Origin of the sequence: Billgrantia zhangzhouensis, from assembly GCF_021404465.1 — a bacterium.
Taxonomy (GTDB): domain Bacteria; phylum Pseudomonadota; class Gammaproteobacteria; order Pseudomonadales; family Halomonadaceae; genus Halomonas; species Halomonas zhangzhouensis.
This window is the reverse complement of sequence record NZ_JABFTT010000006.1, coordinates 174,807-200,491: the sequence shown is the minus strand read 5'-3', so window position 1 is coordinate 200,491 and position 25,685 is coordinate 174,807. Positions and strand designations below refer to the sequence as shown.

Annotated in this window: 20 protein-coding genes; 19 read left to right on the top strand and 1 reads right to left on the bottom strand. The window is 61.6% G+C overall.

The genetic code is table 11. The features are described from left to right. The first annotated feature begins 287 nt into the window (after positions 1-287). The 9 genes from HOP51_RS09825 (at position 288) to HOP51_RS09785 (ending at position 17,677) form a co-directional block, all read left to right on the top strand. Complete coding sequence (locus tag HOP51_RS09825) at positions 288-9,107, top strand: LysM peptidoglycan-binding domain-containing protein (RefSeq protein WP_234273732.1); 8,820 nt, start codon at positions 288-290, stop codon at positions 9,105-9,107. 165 nt (positions 9,108-9,272) lie between these two features. Then, positions 9,273-10,847 carry an SAM-dependent methyltransferase gene (locus tag HOP51_RS09820; protein WP_234273731.1) on the top strand — a complete coding sequence of 525 codons (1,575 nt, stop codon included), beginning with the start codon at positions 9,273-9,275 and terminating at the stop codon, positions 10,845-10,847. 455 nt (positions 10,848-11,302) lie between these two features. Further along, on the top strand, positions 11,303-11,506 hold the full coding sequence (locus HOP51_RS09815) for a hypothetical protein (protein WP_234273730.1): 204 nt from the start codon (positions 11,303-11,305) through the stop codon (positions 11,504-11,506). A 133-nt stretch (positions 11,507-11,639) separates the two neighbouring features. Next, on the top strand, positions 11,640-12,878 hold the full coding sequence (locus HOP51_RS09810; RefSeq protein WP_234273729.1) for a SctD/MshK family protein: 1,239 nt from the start codon (positions 11,640-11,642) through the stop codon (positions 12,876-12,878). Between the two features lie 12 nt (positions 12,879-12,890). Then, positions 12,891-13,307, top strand: coding sequence for a hypothetical protein (locus tag HOP51_RS09805; protein WP_234273728.1), 417 nt, complete (start codon positions 12,891-12,893; stop codon positions 13,305-13,307). Continuing rightward, on the top strand, positions 13,304-13,636 hold the full coding sequence (locus HOP51_RS09800; protein WP_234273727.1) for a tetratricopeptide repeat protein: 333 nt from the start codon (positions 13,304-13,306) through the stop codon (positions 13,634-13,636). The genes HOP51_RS09805 and HOP51_RS09800 overlap by 4 nt, the downstream gene beginning before the upstream one ends. After that, positions 13,633-15,852 (top strand): type III secretion system export apparatus subunit SctV, encoded by a 2,220-nt coding sequence (gene sctV / locus HOP51_RS09795; protein ID WP_234273726.1) that lies wholly within the window; start codon positions 13,633-13,635, stop codon positions 15,850-15,852. Before HOP51_RS09800 ends, sctV begins: the two co-directional genes overlap by 4 nt. A 49-nt stretch (positions 15,853-15,901) precedes the next feature. After that, the gene (locus tag HOP51_RS09790; protein WP_234273725.1) at positions 15,902-17,239 is read left to right on the top strand and encodes a type II and III secretion system protein family protein; all 1,338 of its coding nucleotides are present in this window, start codon (positions 15,902-15,904) and stop codon (positions 17,237-17,239) included. A 12-nt stretch (positions 17,240-17,251) separates the two neighbouring features. Further along, on the top strand, positions 17,252-17,677 hold the full coding sequence (locus HOP51_RS09785) for a CpaD family pilus assembly protein (protein WP_234273724.1): 426 nt from the start codon (positions 17,252-17,254) through the stop codon (positions 17,675-17,677). Positions 17,678-17,729: 52 nt separating this feature from the next. On the opposite strand, the gene HOP51_RS09780 is transcribed toward HOP51_RS09785, so the two are convergent. Continuing rightward, positions 17,730-18,515, bottom strand: a complete 786-nt coding sequence (locus HOP51_RS09780; protein ID WP_234273723.1) for a tetratricopeptide repeat protein — start codon at positions 18,513-18,515, stop codon at positions 17,730-17,732. 189 nt (positions 18,516-18,704) lie between these two features. Between HOP51_RS09780 and HOP51_RS09775 the strand changes: the two genes are divergently transcribed. The 10 genes from HOP51_RS09775 to sctR all read left to right on the top strand — a co-directional run bounded on the left by HOP51_RS09775 (position 18,705) and on the right by sctR (position 25,681). Then, the gene (locus tag HOP51_RS09775; RefSeq protein ID WP_234273722.1) at positions 18,705-19,322 is read left to right on the top strand and encodes a hypothetical protein; all 618 of its coding nucleotides are present in this window, start codon (positions 18,705-18,707) and stop codon (positions 19,320-19,322) included. 26 nt (positions 19,323-19,348) lie between these two features. Next, positions 19,349-19,531: a hypothetical protein gene (locus HOP51_RS09770; protein ID WP_234273721.1), complete on the top strand. Its 183-nt coding sequence runs from the start codon at positions 19,349-19,351 to the stop codon at positions 19,529-19,531. 119 nt (positions 19,532-19,650) lie between these two features. Continuing rightward, entirely contained in the window at positions 19,651-20,076 is a 426-nt protein-coding gene (locus HOP51_RS09765) for a hypothetical protein (RefSeq protein ID WP_234273720.1), read from the top strand. 4 nt (positions 20,077-20,080) lie between these two features. Beyond that, on the top strand, positions 20,081-20,869 hold the full coding sequence (gene sctJ, locus HOP51_RS09760) for a type III secretion system inner membrane ring lipoprotein SctJ (RefSeq protein ID WP_234273719.1): 789 nt from the start codon (positions 20,081-20,083) through the stop codon (positions 20,867-20,869). Beyond that, complete coding sequence (locus HOP51_RS09755) at positions 20,866-21,552, top strand: hypothetical protein (RefSeq protein ID WP_234273718.1); 687 nt, start codon at positions 20,866-20,868, stop codon at positions 21,550-21,552. The genes sctJ and HOP51_RS09755 overlap by 4 nt, the downstream gene beginning before the upstream one ends. Beyond that, positions 21,509-22,099 (top strand): type III secretion system stator protein SctL, encoded by a 591-nt coding sequence (sctL, locus tag HOP51_RS09750; protein WP_234273717.1) that lies wholly within the window; start codon positions 21,509-21,511, stop codon positions 22,097-22,099. The genes HOP51_RS09755 and sctL overlap by 44 nt, the downstream gene beginning before the upstream one ends. After that, on the top strand, positions 22,099-23,436 hold the full coding sequence (locus HOP51_RS09745) for a FliI/YscN family ATPase (RefSeq protein ID WP_234273716.1): 1,338 nt from the start codon (positions 22,099-22,101) through the stop codon (positions 23,434-23,436). The genes sctL and HOP51_RS09745 overlap by 1 nt, the downstream gene beginning before the upstream one ends. After that, positions 23,433-23,921, top strand: coding sequence for a hypothetical protein (locus HOP51_RS09740; RefSeq protein ID WP_234273715.1), 489 nt, complete (start codon positions 23,433-23,435; stop codon positions 23,919-23,921). The genes HOP51_RS09745 and HOP51_RS09740 overlap by 4 nt, the downstream gene beginning before the upstream one ends. Further along, positions 23,911-25,032, top strand: coding sequence for a type III secretion system cytoplasmic ring protein SctQ (gene sctQ, locus HOP51_RS09735; protein ID WP_234273714.1), 1,122 nt, complete (start codon positions 23,911-23,913; stop codon positions 25,030-25,032). Before HOP51_RS09740 ends, sctQ begins: the two co-directional genes overlap by 11 nt. Then, positions 25,025-25,681, top strand: coding sequence for a type III secretion system export apparatus subunit SctR (gene sctR / locus HOP51_RS09730; RefSeq protein ID WP_234273713.1), 657 nt, complete (start codon positions 25,025-25,027; stop codon positions 25,679-25,681). Before sctQ ends, sctR begins: the two co-directional genes overlap by 8 nt. Positions 25,682-25,685 lie beyond the last annotated feature (4 nt).

The following is a 25,685-nucleotide window of genomic DNA, read 5'->3' as shown; positions in this document are numbered from 1 at the left end:
TGGCATGAAGGACGGCCAAGCCGTCGTCAGGGAGGAGAACAATAATGCGACTGAGCAGCGTCATGCGATTGGCCGCCAGGGCCTCGACCGGGGGCGACTCGATCTTTGCCAAGGCTCTTGTCAGGGCAGCGGCCAAGCCGCGCCCGCCCAGCCAGCCACAGTTCACCCCACAGCAGACCGTTACGACACCGCAATGGAACGCTGGCACGACCTTCCATCCGGTTCAGGCCACGAACAGCGCGCCTTTCCCAGGCTATGGCGTCTATTCACCCGCATACCTGGAATCGTTGGCTCTACTTCCGGACCTCAACCAGGACGATCCATACCCGTTACCGGACTTGGTGCCTGAGGACTATATCCCCGAGGGAGGCGAGGGCCCGTTTCAGAACGTGCACACGGTCGAGCCGGTGGACAATGTCGAGACCGATGAGAATGCCGCCGTGGCAGCAGCAGGGGAGATCGTCGACGATGTGGCGTCGGGCAAGAACCTCGAGCTGATCGCTGAGGAACAGGGGCTGAGCCGAGAGAAACTGATTGAACAGCTGGAAGCCGCTGGGTTGGAAGTCGGGACGACGGAGCCCGAGGGCGAAACGGGGCGTACCACTGCCATCACCGATCCGGAGACGAATGACACCCTGGCCGAGTATGAAGAAGTCGAGTTGGCAAGTGGTGACACAGTCGAAACTTTCACTGACGAGAATGGTGACATTGTCAGGGTCGTCGTCGATGAGGCGGGGAACCGCACGGCGCTGGAAGAGAATCAGGAAACGACCCGTGAGGGCATCGATGACATCGCCGAGGAGGTCTCCGAGGGCAAGAGCATCGACCAGGTTGCCGAGGAGCGGGGGTTGACACCTGAACAGGTGATCGCCCAGCTCGCGGTAGCCGGATATGTGGTCGAGTCCGAGACCGATGAGCTGGCCAATGGAGGGGAGCAATACACCACCAAGATCGTCGATGCAGAAGATGACGAGAAGGTAATCGCGAGTTACAGCTCCGGGCGAGGTGCCGAAACCTCTTCCGTTTTAATCGACGCTGAGGGTAACGAAACACACCGGACCGAATATCGAAACGGTACGGTGATAGAAACCGAGATCGACGCTGACGGGCGTGAAACCAAGACGACCACGGTGGCAGAGAACGATGGAGAGGTCATCGAATATGAGGTGCAGGATGGCGACTATCTGATCGCCATTGCCGAACGCTATGGCGTGACGCTGGAGGAACTCGAGGCGAGCAACCCAGAACTGTTCGATTCGCCGCGCGATCCCGATGTCATTCATGAAGGTGACACTGTGGTCATCGAGGGCGCCACGCAGACGACGGTCGAGGTGACCGACAATGGCTATACCCTAACCACCTCGCCGGATGGGAGCAAGACGCTGCGGCGTGACGAGGATGGCCTGGAAATCGACATCGAATCCGCGACAAAGGAAGAATCTCTCGCTGAGCTGTTGATGGGGCTGGACGGTGACTCGGACGAGGAACAGGCACTCCAAGGAATCATTGAGAGGATCCTGCTGGGAGATGAAGAGTTGGCTCACATCGAGGAGTTGGAGGAGGAACTCGAGAGCCTGGAGAAAGAGACGCAGGACGCCATCGAAGAAATCATCGGGGAAGATGGTGACGAAGATGATGTGATTAAGCCTGCCACTAATGCCTCCGGCGATGACCCCGGGGAGCCACCTGAAGAAGATGCCCCCTCTGGCGGCGACTGGGAGGCCGTGCGCAGAAACGGCGCTTGGGTGTGGGTGGACGCCGAGCTTGCCGAGGCCGTCCGGGAGCAGGAAGCCGCGCGCCGTGCCCTGGACGATGCAATGGCGCCTGTCATACAGCGGCAGGCACAGCTGGATATCTACGCCTTGGATCCAGAGTACAAGGACGCCTGGAACAATGCTCTTGAGCGCCTCAACGCCGCGGGTGAGGCTCATGGTGTCTACTGGGAGCTGCCGGATCCGGATAGCACCCTGAAAGAGGCACAAGAACGACTGGAAGAGATTACTACCTGGATCGAATATCTCGATGCGGAGCGCGAATGGCAGGAATTGCAAGAGGAAGCGGAGGATATCGAGGAACGCCTTCTCGCGCTCTACGAGGAAGACGAGGAATACTCACGGTATTTCGATGAGGATGGCTATGAATATACCGTGAGTCGTGGGCGGGCAGGCTCGAAGACGGAGCATACGGGTGAGCTGCTGGAACAGGAGGTCATCGAGCGGGACGGCCAGCTATGGCTAGTCAATACCTACGAGAATCTGGATGAGACGAAAGAGAAACTGCTCACCTACGCTCCGGGTGATGCGCCAAGGGGGCGGCAGGAGGCCGCGCGGGATCTCGACCAGGAGTGGGAAAACCTGATGCGCGGAGGCGACTCCCTGGAGTTGGCCGATATCAGGCAGGACGCGCTCGCTGCCGAACGTGAAGAGAACCCGCACTATTTCGAGGCGGAGGGATACGAATATGAAGTGACGTCCCGTGGGCGGGGGGGGCGAACCACCCGAGACAGGCATACCGGGGAGTTAGTGGCGCAGGACGTCGTCGAGCGGGATGGGCAGCTCTTCCTGGTGAACACCTATGCCCACGAGGAGGTTGAGATCCAACTGACCCATGCCCCTGAGGAGGACGGTCGTACTGATGTACAACAGCAGATCGATGAGGACTGGGCGCGCTGGAAAGCGGCGCGGGGTGCCTCGGCAGACGGCTTGGTCGATGTTACGGAGAGCTATAACGAGGCGAAGGAAGCCTATCAGGAGATGCTCGCCGAGCAGTTCGCGGAACAGCGGGCGGGGCTCGAGGGCGAGGATGGTGAGATTGCCACTGCCCAGCAGACCCTCGATGACGCTGAGGAACGGCTCGGGGAAGGCTCGCTGGTGCCTGATGGCGAGGCTACGGTATCGATCGAGCGAGACGGTGAGACTTGGTATGTGCACCCTGAGGTGGCCGCGGCCCACGAGGTATTGAACGACGCCGAGGAGCGACTCGCGGAGTATGAACGCCTAGAGGACGAGGTGCTCGAGGCCTATCGGGAGCAGCACCCGGATCGCTTCGGCGATAACTACCGCTACTATGATGCGAGCCGCGACCCTCGGGGAGAGGGTCGCATGCGGTCTGCCGGGCGGTTCAGTGAGAACGACGTCAATGTCACGGTGGAAGATGGCCAGCTCCATCTGACGATCATCTATGAAAACCACACTCTGGAAACCCCGCTGACCTATACGCCGGGTGACGCGCCCGAGTGGATGGAACGTAGCGAGACGCAGCAACGGCTTGACCAGGAGTGGGCGGACTGGATCGACGAAGGCAGTCTGGAGGAGGCCAGGACGGCCGTGGAGGAGGCCCAGACATCCTATGACGATACCGTCGAGGAGTATGGCCTTGGCGGGACGGAGGAACTCACCGGCTCCCTGCCTGATGACGTAGATCCGGTGCTAGTGCCGATCATCGATGAAGAGATGGGAGAAGGGATGCGCTGGGTGCACCCCGAAGTGGCGGCGGCGCAGGAGGAGTTGGTGCTGCTCGAGGAGCAGCGTGATTCTCTCGAGGCGGGTGAGTGGCACGCACGAATGGAAGCCTATCGTGCCGCCCAGCCGTCGACCTGGCAACTGCTCGACGGCGGGACCTCGGCCGGGCCGGTACAGGAAGGGCCAGGGCCCGCAGAATCCTGGCAGTGGGAAGATGACTACCTTGGGCTGGAGGGAGGGTATCTCGAGGCCCAGCAACATCTCTCCGACAGTCGCGAGGCGCGTATCCGCACTCAGTTGGGCATCATGCGGGCCGGTATCTCGTTCATGGAGAAGGCGCCGGAAGAGTGGAAGGAACAGTATCCAGAGTTGAATCTAGCTGATGAATTCGCCCTCCTGAATGATGAGGCAAAAGTCCTGCGAGAAGGCTTGGATGAGAACGCTAACCATCGACTGAACATTGACAGGGCCAGTCGGTTCAACGCGTATCTGTTGGAACAGGAGGAGGCGCATCGCCTCGATCCGGACAGCGCGGAGGAGATCGTCACTGCATTCAGGGATGACGAGGCCGATGAGGCGCGTGTCGAGGCAGGGTTGGGCAACCTGCCGGAGGAGCGTGTCATCACCATCGACGAGGAGCTGGACGACAACCTGAGCGAGGTGTTCGGTACGGACGAGGCGGAGTTGATCGACCCCGTGGCCGACCAAATCCGTGAGCTTGGCGATGAGGGCGACGAAGTAGAGATTATCCCGATTCTCTATCGGGAGAGTGGCTCTACCTACGACACAGCCCTGTTCCGCATGGGGGAAGACGATACCCACCCCTGGCTCATCGACGACAGTGGCAGCCGCTATCGCAACTTTGCGGATTTCCAGTACAACAATTACCTGTCCGCAGATGGCCAGGTCTATGTACCGGAGAACTTCGCCGAGATCGCTGATATCAGCGGCGACATTCAGTATGAGTGGCAGCAGGCCCGCGAGAAGAGCTTCACCGAAGAGTGGCTCGACCCGGTAATAAGCATCGGTACCGGAGTTGCCACTCTGCTGTCCTTTACCCCAGCGGCGCCCATAGCGGCTCCTCTTGCGTACGCAGGAGGGGTCTACTTTACCGCGCGTAGCATTGACAACCTGGCCAATATGAAACGCCATGGCCGGTCCTGGGCCAGCGCGGAAGGCCTGATGCAAGGCGCCATGCTGGCGACGTCCGTGCTGCCGATGGCATCGAGCGGTCTGCGTTTCGCTGGAATGACAGCACGCGGAGTGGAGGGAACGGTGGCGGCACGCACCAGCATTGGAGCGTTCAATGCCCGCCGACTGAAACCGACACATCCGCACTATTCACCGGACTACGCTCATGCGTCGCAGATGCTCTCGCAGCCGGGTGGTGTCTTTGCGGCGGCCCGCTGGTCAGACGTGGGCGCCATGGGAATCGGCGCACCGCTACTGGGCCACTCCGGCTACAACCTCGTAATGCACTGGGACGAGATGTCAGGTCTCGAACTGACCGAGGCGGTGACGGGGGTTGCCAGCGGTATCTTCGGGACCGGCATGGGGTACCTGGGGCTGCGGGCCTCGTGGCCGAAGCAGGGGGAGGCAAGGAAGCAAGCGCCTCCCGCCTTACAGGAACTCAACCGCACTTCTATCCCTTGGAGTACATCCGGGGAGTTGTCCACGACGACGCGGCTCTACCCGACGGCGTACATGCGTGCTGGCTCGGAGGCCATCGATACTGCAGCGTTGCGGGCCAGTTTAGGAGGGGAGTCCCCCACGCCTGCCGCGGCCAACCATTCCCCTCGTGCGCGCGATAGTCAAGCTGGCCCTTTCCCTGGGAACATGCCAGAAGCTGTCTTCCCGCGAATCTCTCGCCAAGAGTTGGCAGTCGCGTCGACCGATCCACAGAGTGTGGCTCGGTTGACGTCGAGGCAATTTTCAGAGCTTTCACTTTTCCAGCTGGAGCGATTTACCCTTGCACAGATGAGGTCTATTCGTGCCTCACAACTGAACGCTTTGTCGAATGATCAGCTCGCAGCGTTTACGCCCGAACAAGTCGCAGCGCTGGATCCCCAAGTGCTTGGCAAGCTAGCGCCGGAGAAATTCGCCTCGTTGACGACAAGGCAACTGAGCAATCTCACCGAAGACCAAAGAGAGGCGCTGCGCTCCTGGCAACTGGAGACGCTGTCCAGCGAACAGCGGGCCTTGCTCACACTCACGACACGCTCATCTTCACAAGGGGAGGAAATATCTGCTTCTTACCAGATTAACCATGATACTGGTGCAAGAAAAAGCGGCCTTACACGGTTCCGGGATTTCGTTTGGAATTTCGTCCAGCAGAATTCCGGGCGAGGGGATGAGGGGGCCGTGCGCCTCGGTCTTCTAATTCCGTGGCTGGGTGGCTCGCCGACGTCGCGTACTAGTCAAATGGTTCCATCAACAGAAGGTCGTGCGAGGCTTTATCATCCTAGGCATTCGAGCCAGAATCACATCGAGGCGCTGAGCCGGGCAATCACCAATGGGGATATACCAGCAGGATATCATGTTCATTTTATCCGCTCTCAGAGGAAGTCTGATTCACTTGTTCTGACTGATGGGACGATACCGTTAAGCGGGATAATACGAGACGATGGGAAAATTAGGTGGCCAGCCCACCGCACTGGGTCAATTGAAAATGTCACCGTCACTAGTAACAATAAAAACCAGGCAGTGATTAGGGTCGAGAGCGTAAAGAGTGACGGAAGTTACCATGCGAAAGATATAAAGTATAACGAAGATGTTTACATTGTCGTGTCCGAGTTGTCAGCGAGTGCCATACGAGATCGTTTCAGGAATAATCAGGGGCAGTTACATGTTGCCGAGTACGATAGTGATCATGTTAGTGGCTGGAATGTGCCCGCGCGTCCAGAGGCAACGACTCTCGATATCGGACAATTACAAGGGGAGGCAGTCGCATTCATTCCCCCCTCACATCTGGCACAGGTGGATAATCTGTTTGGAATGCTTAGGCCCGAACAGGTGCCACATCTGACGAAAGATCAAGTTGGGGCTTTAAGTGATGCTCAACTCGAGTCATTGACCAATGGCCATATTCAGGCATTGACTGAGAATCAGATCCGGGCGCTGGAAGGGCGGATCCAGGTATTGACGGCCGATCAGATCGAAGCAATGAGCGACAGCCAACAAAAGACATTTACAGATCCCCAATGGAACGCTCTCCGGAGACCTCAGCTTGATCGGATCCGAACCTCACTGTTGCAGCAGCATGCGACTCTCTCGGCTCTGGAGAATGCGGCCCGCCAGGGCACAATTTCCTTAGTAAGGGACGATTTTGGCAACCCCAAGGTCGTCTTGGTTCACGGTATAGATGATGGGAATAGAAAGAATATTGATACACGTCCAGTGTTAGGGAGAGCTAGTAGTGAGTTCTTCGTACTGAAGGCGTCTAGATTTTCGGCATACAATAGAGCTGCTAAACAAGGCAGCGCAGAGGTGTTGAACAGTATACCTCTTGACAAAAATATTCATCATGCCTTGTCAAGAGCGATATCTCTTGAAGCCCGTAGTATTCTTCCTGCGGCCGATCCACAACAGGTGCGGGTACAGATGGTGCGTGACCCATCAACGACTCAGGGTACAACACCCCGAACCCGGGTTGATAATGCACAGGCTGAGCCAAAGCCACCAAACTGGTTGTCCCGGCTAGTGTCACCGACGTCGCCATCCCAGCGCCAGGGAAGTTGGGCTGCGGGTATTTCCTCCGCTTTGTTCCTAGGTGCAGCTGAGCTTCACCGGCACATACCTTTGATAGCAGATCCTTTGAACCGCCTGGATGTATTGGCACCAGCCGTGGTGCTTTCCAGTTTGGCGGCTGCGACTCGCGGTATAGGCATCTTCAGTGATTCCAGTTACAAGATGAGGTTTGAGACAAAGAAAGGAAGAATAGAGAGAGGTGAGAATGTAACTGCGGAGCTTCTTAATTGGGGGCTAAGTCGAATTTATGCGGCTAGAAAAGCCTTCAGCTTGAGTAACGATAGTTTATTGAAGGCCAGCAATGCAACCGAGGAGTTCTGGCTTGGCTACCAACTCCTGAACAACCTCCCTGTTCAAGAGAGTGCAGCACATCAGGGCTGGACTAGATCTGAACAGGAATTTACTATTCGCGAGGCCGCCAACGAGTATCAAGAAGGTCTTAAGGCAGCAGTCGGGGAAGAGGCATTGTTCTTGAAAGTACTCGACCCTCGCCTGGGCGTGGGGCGTGCATTTCTGGGCGGGATATCGTTAACCCATTTGATCAATGTTGCCGTGTCTTGGCAGTTTCTCACTACTGGAGGAGTTTTTCCCAGACTTTTGTCGAATGATTCAACGTGGTTGATGATTGCCGATAATGCCGGGCTTATGGGTTTTATGCTGGCCAACTTGACGCTAGGAATGAGTGCGGCGGCTAAACTAGGGGCTGGCCTACGCAATATTGATCCTACATCGAGCCCCTTGCGAAAAGCGTGGATTCAGAGTGCTACGGCCAATGGCTCATACTTCTATGGGATTCTTACTCCCTCTTGGGCCGGTAGTGCCACTGCGGTGATGGCAGCGAATGCCCTTGCCAGTGGCAATCCTTGGCTTTCCACGTCTTATGCTATCGCGACCGTCCCTCAGGTGCTTCTTGGCTATTATGGAATGAAGGGGCTTCGTGACGACTCGATCGCTATGCGTGAAGTCTGGCGAAATGTCATTGCCTCAAAGTGGCCAGATAATATAGCTCCTTTCGCTCCTGAAAGAAGCAAGACTTCCCTGAATCGCGATCCAGATAGGGCTTGGTTCAGTCCAAAGGGAAAGACGTGGCTTGCACAGCATTTGGCGGGCTTGCCTGTTGGGGCCTTGGCTTCGTTGACTGGTATAGAAGCGGGCAACCAATTCCTTTCTCAAGCTGGCTCGCCTTTGCTGGGAAGCACCTTGATAGCGGCTACTGCCATGCAGCTTGGCTTCCTTGCATACATCTATGGAATTAAGTTCCCTGGGCTGAATGTACGCATGCATGGCTTCGATTGGCTGACAGAGGGCAACCGCACTGACTGGCGTGGCAGGATTCATACGGAGGACACGGACCCTGTATGGGTGGCGAACGATGGCCAGAAAATCTGGAGGGGAGTCGGCGGCACTCTGTTCCTAAGTATGGCAATCCCCGCCGCGATAGATATCTGGCTACGTAACCAACTCTCGGCGGACGAGGAAGAGAGGGAGGAACCGGAGAGGGAGCCTACTGAAACTCCGTCTCCCTCGATGTCGCCGAATCCCTCGCCATCGTCGGAGCCTTCGCCTTCACCATCGTCGGAGCCTTCGCCTTCACCATCGTCGGAGCCTTCGCCTTCGCCATCGTTGGAGCCTTCGCCATCGTCGGAGCCTACGTCATCGCCGATACCCGCTTCATCACGGCAGGACACCATGGCCGACAACAGGCGCACCAACCCCGATCTCGAAGGGCAGGGGCATGACTGGATCGAGGTCGAGTCACCGCTGTCCCTGGGGGGCATCGCCATCAGCCAGGGGCACGATGTTGCAGAAGTGGTAGAGCTCAACTTGGGCCATATCGCCGATCCCAGTGCTCTGCAACCGGGGGACCGGGTCTATCTGCCAAAGCGGGAGATGGCTTAGGGAAACACTGATTTATTGCTGCGCTCGTTAACCTGGCCGTCGGCGGTGCTCTTAACACCGCGTAAACTCCGGTTCTTGCGCTCCGGCGGCGACCAGCATCTCTTCGCTCGCGACATAAATCAGCGCTTCCTTAGCGCTATTTGAGAACGACGGGAAGCTTTGCTAATGCATTCTTCTATTGCCAAGAATGAAGCGAATCCATATCCGGCGCTGGGATTGCGGCTCGACCCTCGGTTTGTCAGTGCGCTGGTCGAATACGTCAGGGCGAGGGGAAGCATTCCCTTTGCCGAGTTCATGGAATGCTCTCTCTATGGGGTCCATGGGGAGGGTGGGTATTATAACTCTGGGATCGTTTCTATCGGCAATACGAGGAACGATGACTTCCTGACGGCACCGGAGCGAAGTCGTTATTTTGGCCGTACGCTTGCGAAAGTGTTGGTCGACATGCATGTGGCGATGGGGCGTCCTGGGCATTTCGATGTGGTCGAGATGGGGGCGGGCAATGGGACACTGGCGCGCGACATCCTCCAGACCTTGCAGGATGAGCATAACGTGCTTCATGGCGCCCTTCGCTACACGATCTTGGAGCGCAGCCGAGCCCTGATCTTGCGGCAGCGGAACGCCTTGGCGAGATGGCCACGGGTCCGCTGGGTTCATGCAAACGCAGACAGGCTACCGTTGCGGAAGATACGTGGCGTGTTTTTGTCCAACGAGCTTCCCGATGCCTTTCCGGTACATCGTGCCGTGGTTCGGCATGGGGAGCTCAAGGAAGTTTATGTCACCCTCAATTCACACGGTAACTTTAGCGAGGAGGAGCGATCGCCGAGTGTGGCTCTTGCCGCCGTGCTTATGGACCTGAACAAGGTGTTCCCGATCGCGGCACAGCCTGAAGGCGAGCAGTTGACGGTCAACGTGAGGGCCATGCATTGGATGCGTGAACTCGGAATGGCTCTCGATGAAGGCTATGTATTGACTTTCGATTACGGAGGGCCGGGCGTCATCAGGAAAGCGCCTTACACCGTATTTGACTGGGAGCAGTATCCTTTGGATATAGCGTACCGATATCCCGGTACGGTCGACATGACATCTCATGTCGACCCGATCATCCTCGCCAAGATCGGAGCTGGCGAGGGGCTGGTGCCCATAGCCACTGCTAAAGCTCCTCAGGGGGTCTACACTCAGCCTGCATTTCTGAAGGCGTATGGACTAAGGGAAAGCCTGCGTAGGGAGAAAGATTCCATTCTGCGGAATAGTGGCTTGAGGCTATTGGGAAAAGATTATTCCAATTTCTTTGCCCTGGTTCAGAGAAAATCTCGCCAGCATTCAAGAGGCCCTGACAAAAGCACCAGCCGGAAGGGTCCACCTTCTAGGGCGGCACCCGTCCGCCTGGAAGGATGTACTCATGTCTATCGCCTTGGTGATATCCCCGCGCTGAACGGCGTATCACGCCGCGGAGGCTTACCGGCTGGATACTATGTTCACTTCATGCAGCTCCCCAACATGGATGTCAGCTTTTCTTCGTTTTGCCGGGGCAAGGTGATATGCAGTGGGCGCATCGGAATGGATGGTCGCATCTGCTGGCCTGATACTCTTAGAGTACGTGCTACTCACGACACATATATCGTTGTTACTTGCTTGCCGGCGTCAGAGGTGGATGATCTCTTGGTGCAAGGTGAAAGGCTTGCCGGCTCTGCTTCGCGGTGCGCTCACGGTTGTCTGTTTGGCGAGGCCGAACCATAGCATAAGGCCGCCTGTAGTAGGTGCGGTTGGCATGCTGCCGCCATGGGCGAGGATGGAGGTGCCAGGATTTTTCCGAATTTCTTCTCTTTCTTGGAGTTATTTTCTGCATGCCGTGTTTTTCTGAAATCATAGATGCTGACTCAAGGAAATATCTTTGTTTCAAAGCGTGGGGAAAAACTCAACCAAATTGTAATTTTTATGTGATATGAGGATGGTTTTTGACTATTTATAGAGGATCGTTATTGTGCTTTTCGGCATATTTTATATGTTTTTATTGGGCTTTATGATAAATGGTTTTTAGTCGTTTTTTTCTCCTTTCTTGCATTGCGCTGGCCGTTTGTTTGTCTATGATCTGATGGAGCGGTATCCCATTTTATCTGGTTCTGCTTGCGCGGTGCGTTGATGTGTGCAGAACGGGTGACCGCTAGTATTTTCTTCCCCAAAGGAGACATGGCATGGCGATCTTCAAGCTCAAGGAAAAGAAAGAGAATAATGAAGCCGCTTCTAGCGTCGGTGGTTCCGGCGGCGGCGGTATTGACATTGCGAAGCTAGAACAGGTCTTTGAAACTGCTGCTGAAAAGTCGATGGCCGTCAGCAAGGCCAAGACCGAAGGCAACACCGAGATCGATACGGCTAGAGCCGCACGTCCCAACAATTGACGTGGCTACGGCGGACGCTGGCGGGGCACCGGTGTCCGTGCGTGTCTGATTGAGGGGCCAGTCTGAGCATTGGCCGTCGTCATGCTCCGGGGTGGGGCCCGGGGCATGGCGACTTTCATGACAGGTGACATCCATGGCTTCCGTGACCGCGTTCCTGTTGCCGACGACCGAGACGTTCTCCACGCTCGAGGTCAGAAGCGGTTTCCACCGCGGCGTGGCGGTTTCCCTCGAGCGATCCGTTTGTCGCCTCGGCTCCGCCGCCAGCAGCGATGTCATGTTGAGCGACGATGGTATTGCCGCTGAACATGTTATCTTGCGCTTCCACGGGCGTATGGTGGCCATCGAGGCGGTCGGCGGTGTCGTCGAAGCCAATGGCAAACCGTTGGCGCAAGGTACCGGTTGGCGAACTCCTCTGCCGGTCACTCTCACCATTGGTGAGGCGACACTCACCCTCTCCCGGCCGGAGCTGACGTTGCCGCCTGCCTTGCAGAGCGCCCGCCAGGCCGCTGGTACGTTCAAGGGGCGTGTGCAGGTCGGCGTTCCCGCCGTATCGGTCGCCCTGGGACGTCGGCTGGCTCCGCTGAAGGCGGGCTTGCGTCGCGTCGCGCTACCCATCGGATCGGTCCTGCAAGGCAGGCTGGTGAGCTTCTGGCTGCGCATCGAGCGGTTCATGGCGCCGGTGAACCGACGCCTGGGTGGCTGGCTGGCGCCGCTGGGAGATTTCATGGTCCGCCAGTGGCAGCGGGCACCGATACCAGCGTCCTGGCGCCAACGGCTGGCCCGGGTGGGGCGGGCCACGCCTCATGCGTTGGCCGGGCGCGGTGCCGCCGTGATGGCCTTCTGCTCCTCCCTCGCGCTCGTTGGGGCTTATCAGATGATTGGTGTCGGCAAGGCAGGAGCCGACATTTCCGCCAGCGCACTTTACTCCACGGGCATGTTGCATCCACAGGCGGCCGAGGCGGCTCGTGCGCTGATGGATAGCGAGACGCCACCCGAGGAGGCACTGGCGCAGCGCCTCGCCGAGGCCGGGCTGGAGGGGCTGCAAGTACGCGATGCCGGCAATCATCTGATCGTGGCCGGTGAATTCCCGCCCGAGCGATATGAGGAATGGCGCGACGTACAGCACTGGTTCGACCAGCACTACGGTAGTCGCCAACTGTTGATCAGCGAGGCCCGGCCGCGGCTATCGGTCGACTCTCCCGTGCTCCAGTTCCAGGCCGTGTGGTTTGGGGACAATCCCTACGTCGTCGATGCCCGGGGCGGGCGCCTCTACCCCGGCGCTCCCTTGCAGGAAGGGTGGGTGCTGGCCGAGATCGCCGAGGGCCGTGTCACGGTACGCCGTGATGGTACCGAATTCTCCTTGACCCTCTGAGGGGGCTGCACCATGAGAGTCACTTCCGAGCGGCCCCATGACGACACCCGGCTTCGCTCGGGCACGGTGAACCACGCTGGTGAGCGTGTTGGTGGGCATGTCGGCGAGATAGAGGGTGGCAAGCCCGTCGACCCGGAGCGTCAGGCCGATTTCGCCAGGGCGGTGGAGGATAGCCAAGCCAGGCGCCAACAGGGAGGCACGTTGCGCGAGCGGGTCGAACGCTTAGCGCAGCCGTCGCCAAGCGATCCATCGCTCTACGGCAACGAGCGCAGCATCGAGCTGCTCCAGCACGTGACCGAGGTGGTGCTGCCCGGGATGGACGTATCGCCCGAGATCGCCGATCTGGCCGCGCAGTTGATCAATGAAGAGGTTACGCAGCGCCTGGAGTGGGCAGCGCGCCGTGCCGAGGCCGAGGAGTACGAGCCATGAGAGATGGCAACCAGGGATCGGCGGAGCTGCTGCACATGATGGGACACCTCTACCTCAAGAGCGGCGAGAAGAAGCGTGGCCTGGTACTGCTGCTGATCGCCGCGCATGCGGCGCCGGCGCATGCCGGGATCCTGCATTCCCTGTCCCGGGCCTTCATCGCGGTGGGCGATGCGCCGCGTGCGCTCGAGGCGCTCGATCGCATCGAGCAGCTTCAGGGAGCTTCTCCGGCGCTGGTATTGCTGCAAAGCCGTGCGCTGTGGGCGGACGGTCAAAGGGACGAGGCCCGACGCCGCTTTCACGATTACCTGCAGCTGCGGGGGAGCGCATGAGCGCGGTCCTGGCGAAGCTCAATCTCGTTGCCCAGCGGGCGGCTCAGCGCAGCGACATCGTCATTGCGCTGTTCACCGTGCTGGCGGTGATCATGATGATCATCCCGCTGCCGACGGCGCTCGTGGATGCCTTGATCGGCATCAACATCGGTTTCAGCCTGCTGATCCTCGTCGTGGCGTTCTATATCTCGCACCCGGTCGAGTATTCGTCGCTGCCGCCGATCATCCTGCTGGCCACCCTGTTTCGCCTGGCGCTGTCGATCACTACTACGCGCTTGATCCTGCTCGAAGGCGATGCCGGGCAGATCGTCTCGGCCTTCGGCCATTTCGTCATCGCCGGGGAGGTGGTGATCGGCCTGGTGGTGTTCCTGATCATCACCGTGGCGCAGTTCCTGGTGATCACCAAGGGGGCCGAGCGGGTCGCGGAGGTCGCGGCCCGCTTTATCCTCGATGCCATGCCGGGCAAGCAGATGAGCATCGACAACGACCTGCGCAATGGCGACATCGACCAGGAGGAGGCGCGTGGCAGGCGCCGACGCCTGGAGCAGGAGAGCCAGCTCTATGGGGCGATGGACGGTGCAATGAAGTTCGTCAAGGGCGATGCCATCGCCGGCCTGGTGATCTTGTGCGTGAACCTGATCGGTGGGTTGTCGCTGGGCATGGTCAAGCGGGGCATGTCGTTCGGTGAGGCAGTGAACACCTATTCGCTGTTGACGGTCGGCGACGGTCTCGTGGCCCAGATCCCGGCGCTGCTGATCGCCGTGGGTGCCGGCACCGTGGTGACGCGGGTCAGTTCGAACACCGGGCACAGCGGTGACCTGGGCAGCGAGATCGTCGGTCAGCTCGGCAGGAACTCCCGAGCGTTGGGGTTGACGGCCGTCATCCTGTTCTTCGTCGCTTTCATCCCAGGGTTCGCTTCCGGCGTGTTTCTCGCCCTGGCGGCCGGTTTGGGCTTTGCGGCCTTCGTGATCCGGCGGCGGGAACGCCAGCTCGTGGCCCAGGCCGGCGGCAACGCGTCGCCCGCCTTGGCCATGCCGGCTGGTGCCACGCCGGTTGGTAGTAGCGCCGCTCCACAGCCCGAAGTATCGCCGCCACCGGCTCCTCACGAGCCTGAAGCCTCTGCGCCGACACCGGGAACGGATGGCGTGCACCGGGTGAGGCTCAGCCTGGCGGCTCCCCTGGCCGACGAGCTGCCTCAGGAAACCCTGCGCTGGGAACTCGACGCTGCGCGCCGCCGGGCCGGCGAGACCCTGGGAGTCGAGATGCCCGGCGTCGGTTTGCGTGTCGATCCGGCATTGGAAGCCCAGCACTTTGCCATCGAACTCGACGAAGTCCCGATCATGCAGGGAGAGCTTCCAGCCGGGCGGGTACTGCTCGATGACGATCCCGTACATCTGGAGCTACTGGAGGTGGAGGCTGCAGAGCATCCGTTGCCGCTGAACCGGCAACCGGGGCAGTGGGTGGCCGTGGGGGAGTGTGAGCGCCTGGATGAGGCCGGAATTGGTTACCTCAAGGCCGACCAAGTGCTGTGCCGCTGCCTGGAGCGCACCCTGACGCGCTATGCCGGTGAGTTCGTCGGTATCCAGGAAACCCGTGCCCTGCTGTCGCGCATGGAGCAGGACTATGCCGAGTTGGTGAGCGAGGCGGTGCGCGTGGTGTCGCTACAGAAGATCGCGGATATCCTGCGCCGCTTGGTGGACGAGGGCATTCCACTGCGCGCCCTGCGCACCATCCTCGAGGCGATAGTGACCTGGGGGCCTCAGGAGGCAAGCGTGACGCGGCTAACCGAGCGGATTCGGGCGGCGCTGTCGCGTCAGATCTGTCATCGCTTCGCTCGAGCCGACCGAGTGCTGCCGGCCTGGGTGGTATCGCGCCAGGTCGAGGAAGCCATCCGTGCGACCCAGCGCAACAGCGACGGCGCTCCCAGAAGCGGTAGCGTGCCGGCCACGCTGTCGCGCTCCCTGAATCGTTGGTTCCAGCAGCGTCTCGAGGCGTTGGACAGGGATGTGTCACCTGTGGTGGTGGTGTCCGCCGATGTGAGGTCGGTGCTGCAACAGTGGGTGAGGCGACATGAGCTGGACCTGCCGGTCATCGCCTGGACCGAGATTGCGTCGGAGTTCAGTCTCCAGTCGCTTGCCCAGGTCAGGCTGTCGCAAGAGCACTCGCGGGGCGACGGCGCCGCTGCGACCGGCACGCCCAAGGGCGAAACGGAATGAGTATCTCAACGACAACTTCTCTTCCCATGGACATGGAGCGATGACCGCAATGGCAGCCAGACCCTCGATCTTTTCCTTTGTCCTTGGCTCGGTGCCGATTCATGGCCTGGCGTTCTTGCTGTCATGGCTCGTGCTGGTGATGCCTTCACTTGCCCAGAACGTCGACGGCGGAGAGGGACAGGGGCTCACACTGGAAACCGGCCAGGGACGTATCCTGCGCTTCGGTGAGCCGGCCGTTTCGGTGTTCGTGGCCGATCCCGAGATTGCCGACGTGCAAGTCGTCTCACCTGGAGTGCTCTACCTCTTCGGTAAGACCCAAGGGGACACCAACCTGATCGTGCTGGGCTCGGACGAGCGCACCCAGGCCTCGATGCGCATCCAGGTGCGCGACGGCGCCCAGGCGGCCAACCAGGCGCTGCAGGGCGCGGGAGGCGGAGCGCCGATCACGCTGCGCATGGCCGGCAACCAGTTGGTAGCGCAAGGCGAGAGCGTGGATGTCGATGGGACAATCGCCATCCAGTCCACACTGCAGAGCCACGCGCCGGAAGAGGGACGGGCGCTGGATGCCACCACCTATCGAGGCGGCACTCAGATTAACCTGCGCGTCCGTTTCGCCGAGGTATCGCGTGAGGAACTGCTGCAGTACGGCGTCAGTTGGAGCGCGCTGATCAACAATGGCTCCTTGTCGCTGGGTATACTGCCTGGCTCCCAGGCCGGCATGACCTTCGGCACTCTGGGTGCCGGTGGCGACAGCGTCGACGGGCTGTTGCAGGCTTTGCAGGAGAACGGACTGCTGCAGATCCTGGCGGAACCCAACATCACCGCGGTGACCGGAGAAACCGCAAGCTTCCTGGCCGGTGGAGAGATCCCGATTCCGGTGCCGGTCAATCGCGACCTGGTCGGTATCGAGTACAAGCAGTTTGGCGTCTCGCTGCTGTTCACCCCGGTATTGCTGCCCAACGATCGCATTTCGCTGCAGGTGCGCCCGGAGGTGAGCAGCCTGACCGACAGCAGTGTGCAAGTCGGGGGCATCAGCGTGCCGGGGCTGCAGGTCCGCCGCGCCGACACCCTGGTGGAGGTCGGCAGTGGGCAAACCTTCGCCATCGCCGGGCTGTTCCAACGCGACACCTTCAACAACGTCGAGCGCGTTCCCGTGCTCGGCGACCTTCCGATCCTCGGCAACCTGTTCCGCTCGCGGCGCTTCCAGCGCAACGAAACCGAGCTGGTGATCCTGATTACTCCCTACATCGTCGAACCCGTCTCTTCGCCGGCCTCGGTGCGCATGCCAATGGAGCATGCCCGGGTCGTGGACGACGGCGGGACGGTCGACACGGGCAGCGCCTATCGGGTCGCGAGCAACGATCCCTTCGGCTTCCACCTGCAGTGAAGGAGAAAGGATATGCGACATCACTCATGCCGTCCCTGGTGCCTGCTTCCCTTGGCACTGCTGCTGAGCGGCTGTGTCTCGTCGATGGGGCCGATCTCGTGGGATACCGGCTATCGGCAGGTGGGCGATCCCGAGGGGCAGGATACCGAGGCGCTGCGGCGTACCATCGCGCCCAACACCTGCCGGGCGGCACCGGGGCAGACCGGTATTGTGCCGTTGCCGCCTGGCTGCGCCAATGATCTCAACCTGCAGGCCATGGTCGAGCGTCCCAGTGATCTGCTGCACGGGCGCGAAATGGGGCCTGCGCGGGGAGCCCCCGTGGCGGCGGCGGCTCGCGAACGCTTGGAGGACCGCGAGCGCGCCAACAGCCGCCGCGTCGTGCTCGAGGCGGAAGCGCGCAGCTCCACCAGCCGCAGTGTCACCACGGGGGACCTATGAGCGTGCGCTTGCCAGCGTTGCTTGGCTTGGGCGCATGGCGCCCAGACGGGCCTTACCGCGTCATGGCCAGCCCCATGGCACGGGCTCGGCTGGCCGGGTCGGCGATCTCGCCGATGCGAGCAGCCTGTTCGATCAGCGACTGGCGCTCGTTGGCCGGCATCTCCGGAATGGCAATGCTGCGGGCGAGTTCCGTTTCCCGGGCCAGCACCAGTACCAGGACCAGGTTACGGAAGTGGCGCGCTTCCGCCAGCGGCGAGTCGCTCACTTGGTGCATCAGTTCGACCGCTTCGGCACTCTCGCCGGCCAGCGAGTATGCCAAGGCCAGGTTGGTGAGGGCGTCCGGGTCATGCGGCCTAAGGGCGGCCGCTCGCGAAAACGCGTGGGTCGCCGATTCTCCCTGGCCGACCAGCGCATGGGCGGCACCCAGGCGGCTCCAGGCCACGGGCGTGTCGATTTCCGGCGCCGCCTTGCTCAGGTTGCGTACTGCGCTTTCCGCCTCGCCGAGCTGCAATTGGGCCGTACCCAGCCCCAGCAGCGCTTCGGCGTTTTCGATATCGAGTCGAAGGGCGGTGCGGAAGGAGGCCTTGGCCGCTTCCGCGTTACCGGCCGCGAGACGCGCATTGCCGAGCCGGACATGCAGGCGCGGATCCTCGGGCGTCAACTCTGCTGCCCGCTCGTACATGGCCGCGGCGGTGGCGTGGTCGCCGCGCTGGTTGATGTCGTCCGCCAGGCTGAGCAAGCGGGCCTGCTCGCCGCTTGGGCCGACGGCGGTAGTCGTACAGGCACTGAGTGTCATGCAGGCAAGCAACAGGGCGGTCGTTCTCAGGCTGGCAGTCATCAAGGATCAAGCCTCCTTTTGTGTGACCCGGAATGGTGACGTCTTGAGGATGTTACTGCACCGTTTTCTCACTTGGTATATGCAAACGTCAGTTAGTGAAAGAAGTTTTGCGCCGGAATTCATCTGGCATGAGCAGCGGTTGAAGAGGCGGCATGTTTTATCCCGATAGCAAGAGGAAGCGTATTGAGAATGACGAGCCGGCGCCATGGAAAACGCGTTTTTGTGGTCGCGCATCATGCGTCGATATGTGGGCTTATGGCGATCCTTTGCTCTACGACCCTGGCCCAAGAAGGTGAGGCCGAATGGCCGGCGGATGCCTGGAAGGAGAGGGAGTATCGCTACGTCATCATCGATCAGGACGTGCGCGACGTGCTGCGTGAAATGGGTCACAACCTCTCCTTGCCGGTGGAAATATCGCGTGAAGTGAGAGGACGCATAAGAGGCGACGTGAGGGCCGAAACCGCAGAGGAATTTCTGGAGAAGATAAGCACGGCCAATGGCTTGGCCTGGTACTTCGATGGAGGGGTGCTGCACGTCGCCACACGGGGGGAGATGAGCCAGCGTCGCTTCGAGCTCGAGGGCCTCGAGCAGCAGCGCTTATTGAACGAGATCGAGAGAACTCGCATCGGCTCGCCCTTAAGAATGAGGCTGGTAAATGGTGGTTCGACGCTGCAGGTCTGGGGACCTCCAGCATGGATAGAAAACGTGGCCGGGCAGGTGGAACGCATGCGTGAGCCGGCTCGTCATGGCCCTGCCAGGGTCAGGGTGTTTCGCGGTGGTACGACCGAAACGACCGTCAATGAATGACGGCGACACGAGAGGAGAAAGTCCAGATGAACGGTATCGAACCCACAGGTGCAACAGGTGGAAACGACGTAGCCGGTACGGACCAGCAGGCATTCGACGAGGCCGTCGAAACCGCCCAGGTCAACGCCATTGTTGGCCAGGCCGTAGGCTCCCTGGCGACGATGCATGTGATGGATTACGCCGGTGAAATGCTCAAGGACGAGGGCTGATCCCGGCCCATGGCAGGGCGCGGACGGCCCATTAGCGGGCCGAACGCATAGGCCCAGTTGTGAGGTGCCAGTTGTGAGGTGCCAGTTTGAGATGAATGTACGGTGGCGAGGTGAACGTGATGATAGCGACGACCACGGGAGCGACTCAGATGCCCGGGCTGGAAGGGGCTTCCGGCTCCACAGCCCTGGCGGACCAGAATCTCTTCGAGCATATGGCACGCACGTCTGGCTCGAACCAGAGCGCCATGACACCGGCCGAGCTGGGCGAGAGCCTGTTCGACCGCATGTCGGGTTCCATCGAGCAGTTGCTCCACCCCCTGCAGGGGGCGGGTGATAGTGATGCCTCGCGCTCCGTGGCGAGCCGTGAGGCCACTCAGGGCGAGAGCAGCGCGCAAGTTGAGGGCGCGGAGGCGCTGGGCGATGTGCAGTTCGAGCGCATGCTGGAGGGACTGCGCGAGGTATTCGACCATGCGTGCAACGCCAAGCTGCTGGCGACTGGCGCGGGCCAAGTGTCGGGCATGTGCTCGACGGTACTGCGAGGATAGCCGCTTGCGAGTTGCCCAACGAAGCCGGGGCCTGCTGCAGGTGCTCGCAATCCTGATCGTGGCGCTTGGCCTGCAGGCCTGTGATGCCGAACTTTACACCGACCTCAGCGAGCGCGAGGCCAACGTCATGGTGGCAACGCTGGCACGGCATGGCATCTCCGCCAAGCGGGTCGCGGCGGATGATGGCCGCATGACGGTGACCGTCGACAAGGATCGTTTCGCCGAGGCGGTCGAGATCCTGGACCGCCTCGGGTTGCCGCAGGAGCGTTACTCCAACCTCGGCGAGGTGTTCCAGAGCAACAGCCTGGTCTCTTCGCCACTCCAGGAGCGTGCACAGATGCTCTATGCGCTCAGCGAGGAGCTGTCGCACACGGTATCGCAGATCGACGGCGTGCTCACGGCGCGGGTGCATGTGGTGCTGCCGGAAAACGACCTGATGCGGCAGAACAGTACACCCTCGTCGGCCTCGGTCTTCATTCGCCATGCGCCCGATCTCGATGTGGGGCCGCTGATCCCGCGCGTCAAGACACTGGTAGCCAACGGCATCGCAGGGCTCTCCTACGACAAGGTGTCGGTGGTGCCGGTGGTGGCGGTGAGACTGGAGCCAAGGGGAGACATAGCTCCCCCGACGAGCGCCTTCCTCGGCATTGCCATGCCGGCGAATAGCGTCGGTCGAATCAGTTGGCTGTTCGGTGGCTTCGTCGTCCTGCTGTTGAGCCTTGCCGGGGCGCTGGGCTGGATGGCCTGGCAGCGGCGCCGGCGCGATCCCTATGACCTGGAGCCGCCGACATGAGCGGGTTGCAGGCCACCGCATGGCGTGCCTTCGTCGAGGCGCCAACGCATTACATTGCGCGCCCTTGGCTGGACGACTGCCTGGGCGGCGTGGCCGATGGAGCGACGCTGGAGGATGTCGTCGGCCATCCCCGTTTCCAGCGCCGCCTGGCACACCGCTTGGTTGAGCGCCATGGCCTGGTGCCACCCGAAGCGCTGCCGACCCCCGCGCAAGAAGATGCACCCTGGCTGACGCTACCGCCTCATGCGGGCGCGACGCTGGTCCGGTATTGCGGCGCGATCTGCCACGCCATGGCTTTCGTGCGGGAGATTCGTGCGCCTCGTGTCGTAGCGCTCCAGCAGCGTTTCGGTGAGTCCGCCTATGCCGCTGCCGTGGCCAACCGTGAGCTGGCCGTGGCGAGTGCGTCCAGCGAGGACATCGAGACCCTGGAGCGGGAGGTATGGCGCGATGGAGAGGCTTGCGTGCTGGCCTGGCTGGCACTGCTGACATCCGAGTGGGTCGCCTGGCTGAGGTTGGGGCTGGCCGATGGCTTGCCACAAGCGGCAGCGGCGGATGCCATTCCGCAAGCGCGGAGCAAGGGGCCGGGCATCGTGCGGCGTGCCGCCGCCATCATCGCCGCCGAGATCAAGGAGACAGAGCATGCACGAACTGCCGGCGGGGCCGGGCAAGGTCATTCTGCGTAGCGCCGAGGCCAAGGCCTGGATCGACGGTTACGCCTTTCTCGAACGTGCCCGGGTGCGGGCTCGGGAGATGGAAGCCAGGACGCGCCATGTTGCCGCCAGCGGCTATGCCGATGGTTTCGAGGAAGGGCGTCGGGAAGGCGAAGCCCAGGCGGCCGAGCTGCTGGCGCAAACCACCCAGCGGGTAGAGCGTTACCTGTCAGGGCTCGACCAGTCGCTGACGGAGCTTTGCCTGCGCATGTTGCAGCGCATCCTGGGTGAGTTCGACGCCGCCGAGCTGGTGGGCCGCTGCGCGCGTCAGGCCCTGCGCGAGTTTCGCCACGACATGCGGGTCAGCGTGCGCGTCGCTCCTGAGAACGTAGCGAATGTCGAGGCGCTGCTGTCCGCTGGGGCAACGGCCGGTGGCCCTGCATGGCGTGTCGAGGGCGATGAGCAGTTAGGTGCGGGGCAATGCCTGCTGGTCAGTCCGGTGGCCATTGTCGATGTCGGCCTCGATGCCCAACTGAGTGCCCTGCGGCGTGCGCTGACGAACGACAAGGAGACGCGGTGATGAACCTGCCGCAAGCCGAACTCGAAGCGCTGCTGCCACGGCTGGGCGAACGCCTGGAGGAAGCCGAGCTGCGCCCGGTGCATGGACGGGTGCGTCGCATTCGTGGCCTGTTGGTGCATGCCAGCGTCGACGGTACCGGAATCGGTGAACTGTGCTATCTGCGTGACCCGCTGAGCGGCCGTCATGTCGCCGCCGAGGTGATCGGCTTTGAGGAGGAGCATGCCATTCTCTCGCCGATCGGCGATCTACAGGGCATGTCGACCCGAGCCGAAGTAATCACGACCGGGGGGCCGCAGGGGGTACCGGTGGGAGAGGCGCTGCTGGGGCGGGTGATCAGCCCGCTGGGCACCTTCCTCGATAGCAGGCCCGAGCGTGGCGATAAGCGGCTGTCGCTGTATCCCGTCCATGCCGAGCCGCCACCGCCGCTAACGCGCCAATTGATCCAGCATCCGCTGGCGCTGGGCATCCGTGCCATCGACGGCCTGCTGACCGTGGCACGCGGCCAGCGCGTTGGCATCTTCGGCGAGCCCGGCGTAGGTAAGTCCTCCCTTCTGTCGACCATTGTCGGGGGCAGCGAGGCGGAGGTCATCGTGTTGGGGCTGATCGGCGAGCGCGGCCGTGAGGTGCGCGAGCTGCTCGAGATGCGCTTGAATGCCGAGGCGAGGCGACGCACCGTCTGCGTGGTGGCCACCTCCGATCGCCCGGCCATCGAGCGGGCCCGTGCCGCCATGGTGGCCACCACCGTGGCGGAGTACTTTCGCGACCTGGGCCGCGACGTCCTGCTACTGGTCGACAGCATCACCCGCTTCGCCCGGGCCCAGCGCGAGATCGGCCTGGCCGCCGGGGAGCCGCCTACACGGCGGGGTTATCCGCCCTCGTTCTTTGCCGCCTTGCCGCGCTTGCTGGAACGGGCGGGGCCGGGAGCCAGCGGTAGCATCACCGCGCTCTATACCGTGCTGACCGAAGGCGACGGCAGCCTCGATCCGGTCGCCGAGGAGACGCGGGCCATCCTCGACGGCCACATCGTGCTCAGCGCCGACCTGGCCAAACGCGACCACTTCCCGGCGATCGATGTCCTCGCCAGCCGCAGCCGTCTGATGGATGCCGTCGCCTCCCGCGAGCAGCGACGCAATGCCAGCCGGCTGCGCGACCTGCTGGCACGCTACCGCGACGTCGAACTGCTGCTGCAGGTCGGCGAGTATCGTGAAGGCAGCGATCCTGCCACCGACGAGGCGGTTGCCCGGCATGCTGCCATCGAGGCCTTCCTGCGTCAGAGCGAGACCGAGTACAGCGGATTCGAGGACACCATGCAGCGCATGAGCGAGGTGCTGTCATGAGCGACCGGTGCCGTCTCGAGCACCTCAAAGCGCTGCGCGAACGGCGCGAACGCCAAGCGGCATTCGTTCTGCAGGAGCAACGGCGCCGTTACCGTCAAGAGGCGGACCGTCTCGATGCACTCGACCTGTCGCTCGAGCGTGAACGCGGCGAGTTCGACCGCCTCGAGCAGGGGTGGTTCGAGGCGGCGGAAGGGGAAACCTTGTCGCCAGCGGAACTGGAGCAGGCCCGCCAAGCTCTCGACGATCATTATCACCGTCAGGCCGAATTGGTCAGAGTGCGTGCGGCGGTCGAGCGGGAGCGTAGCCGCTTGCTCGATGAGTGCGAGCGGCATGCCGAAACCTGGAAGCGGCGCGCCCATGCCAGGGAGGCGCTGGAAAAGCTGCTTGCACGGCGCCAGCAGACGGGCCGGATCAAAGCAGAGAGCCGCCTCGAAGCCGATCTCGAGGATGGTCCGGTGCAAGGAGGGCCGCTGGATGAAACTTGAACAGGAGCGGCGGCACCGTGCCACGCCCGAACGTATCAGGCAAGCCATGGGAGTGGTCGCGGCAAGCGAGCCCGCCCGCTTGCCGCGCTTCGAACCCGAGTATGTCGCCGTGCTCAATGCGCTGCATCGGCCACGACCGCCATTCACTCTCGCGTTGGGGGAGCGTTCGCTACGCCTGAGCGTCGCTCAGGACAGCGACCCCGCCCTACCCATGACGGTAGGCATCAGCATGGGTGAGGCCGTGGCGACCCTGCACCTCTCGCCACGGAGCCTGGCGGCCCTGACGCGTCATCTGGCGCTGCGATTACCGCTGGAGCAATGCGCAGGCGACCTCCTGGCGCTGTGGCTGGAATACGCCCTGCTGGGATGGATCGAGCCGCTGGAGGCGCGCCTCGGCTGTGCCATTCAGCTCCACGCGGCGACCCTCGAGCCTGTCGATGCGACAGCGCTGCGCATCGTACTGCGTGTGGAGGATGAAGCGCCGGCAGGCGACTTGGCGCTGTCGTTGAGCGCTGCCGCCCTGCGCCGCTTGGCGCCGTTGCTGAAATCTCTGCCGCCTCCACTGGCGAAACCCTGCTCGGCGCTGCCGATGACCGTGCAATGGATCGCCGGTCGCCAGCAGCTTCGATTGGGCGAACTGCGCAGCCTGGTACCGGGAGACGTGGTATTGCTCGAGCCGCCGGCCAAGACGCTCATGATCGCGGGTCAACTGCTGGCCGAGGCAGTGGAGAAGGACGATGGCCTGCACCTGCTGGCCCCGGTGTCCCCGACCGTAGCGCGCAGCGCACCGGAGCCCGCCCCGTTCGATGACGATTCCCGCTGGAAGCAAAGGAGGCATGACGACATGGCAGAGAATACGCAAGACCCGCAGGCCGCTCCGGAAGCGGCCCTGGACGAGCTGCCGGTGCAACTTGCCTGTGAGTTCGGTCGCCTGGAACTGACCCTGGGTGAGCTGCGCACCCTGGATGCGGGGAGTGTGCTGCCGTTGAAGAAACCGGCACAGGAGGCTGTCGACATCCTGGTCAACGGCCGGCGCATGGGACGGGGGCGGCTGGTGGAGATCGGCGACAGCCTGGGCGTGCAGATCGTGAGGCTGCAGATCGATGGATGAGGTGCAGCCCAACCTGGTAGGCATGATCATCGTCATCGCCGGCCTGGGGCTGCTGCCCCTGGCGGTGGTGACCATGACCTCGTTTCTCAAGATCGCCGTGGTACTGTTCCTGATCCGCAACGCCCTCGGCATCCAGCAGACACCTCCCAATCTGGTGCTCTATGGCATCGCCCTGGTACTGACGGTCTATATCACCACGCCACTGGTCGGGGAAATCACTTATCGGCTCGAGGCTCAGGGCGGCTCGTTCGATAGCATCGAGGACATACGCGCGACCGGTGCGTTGCTGCGCGAGCCGTTGCAGGAATATCTGTCGCTCTATGCCAACGAGAGAGAGCGCGCCTTCTTCCTCGACGCCACTCGCAACATCTGGTCGGAGCAGGCCCGCGAGAACCTGCAGGAGGACGATCTGGTGGTGCTGATCCCAGCCTTCGTCACCTCCGAACTGGTGCGTGCCTTCCAGATCGGTTTTCTGATCTACATTCCGTTCCTGGTCATCGACCTGGTGGTGGCCAACGTGTTGATGGCCATGGGCATGGTCATGGTGGCCCCGCCGCTGATCTCGGTGCCGCTGAAGATCTTCCTGTTCGTTGCCGTGGATGGCTGGTCGCGCCTGATGCACGGCCTGATTCTCAGCTACGGAGGCTGACCGA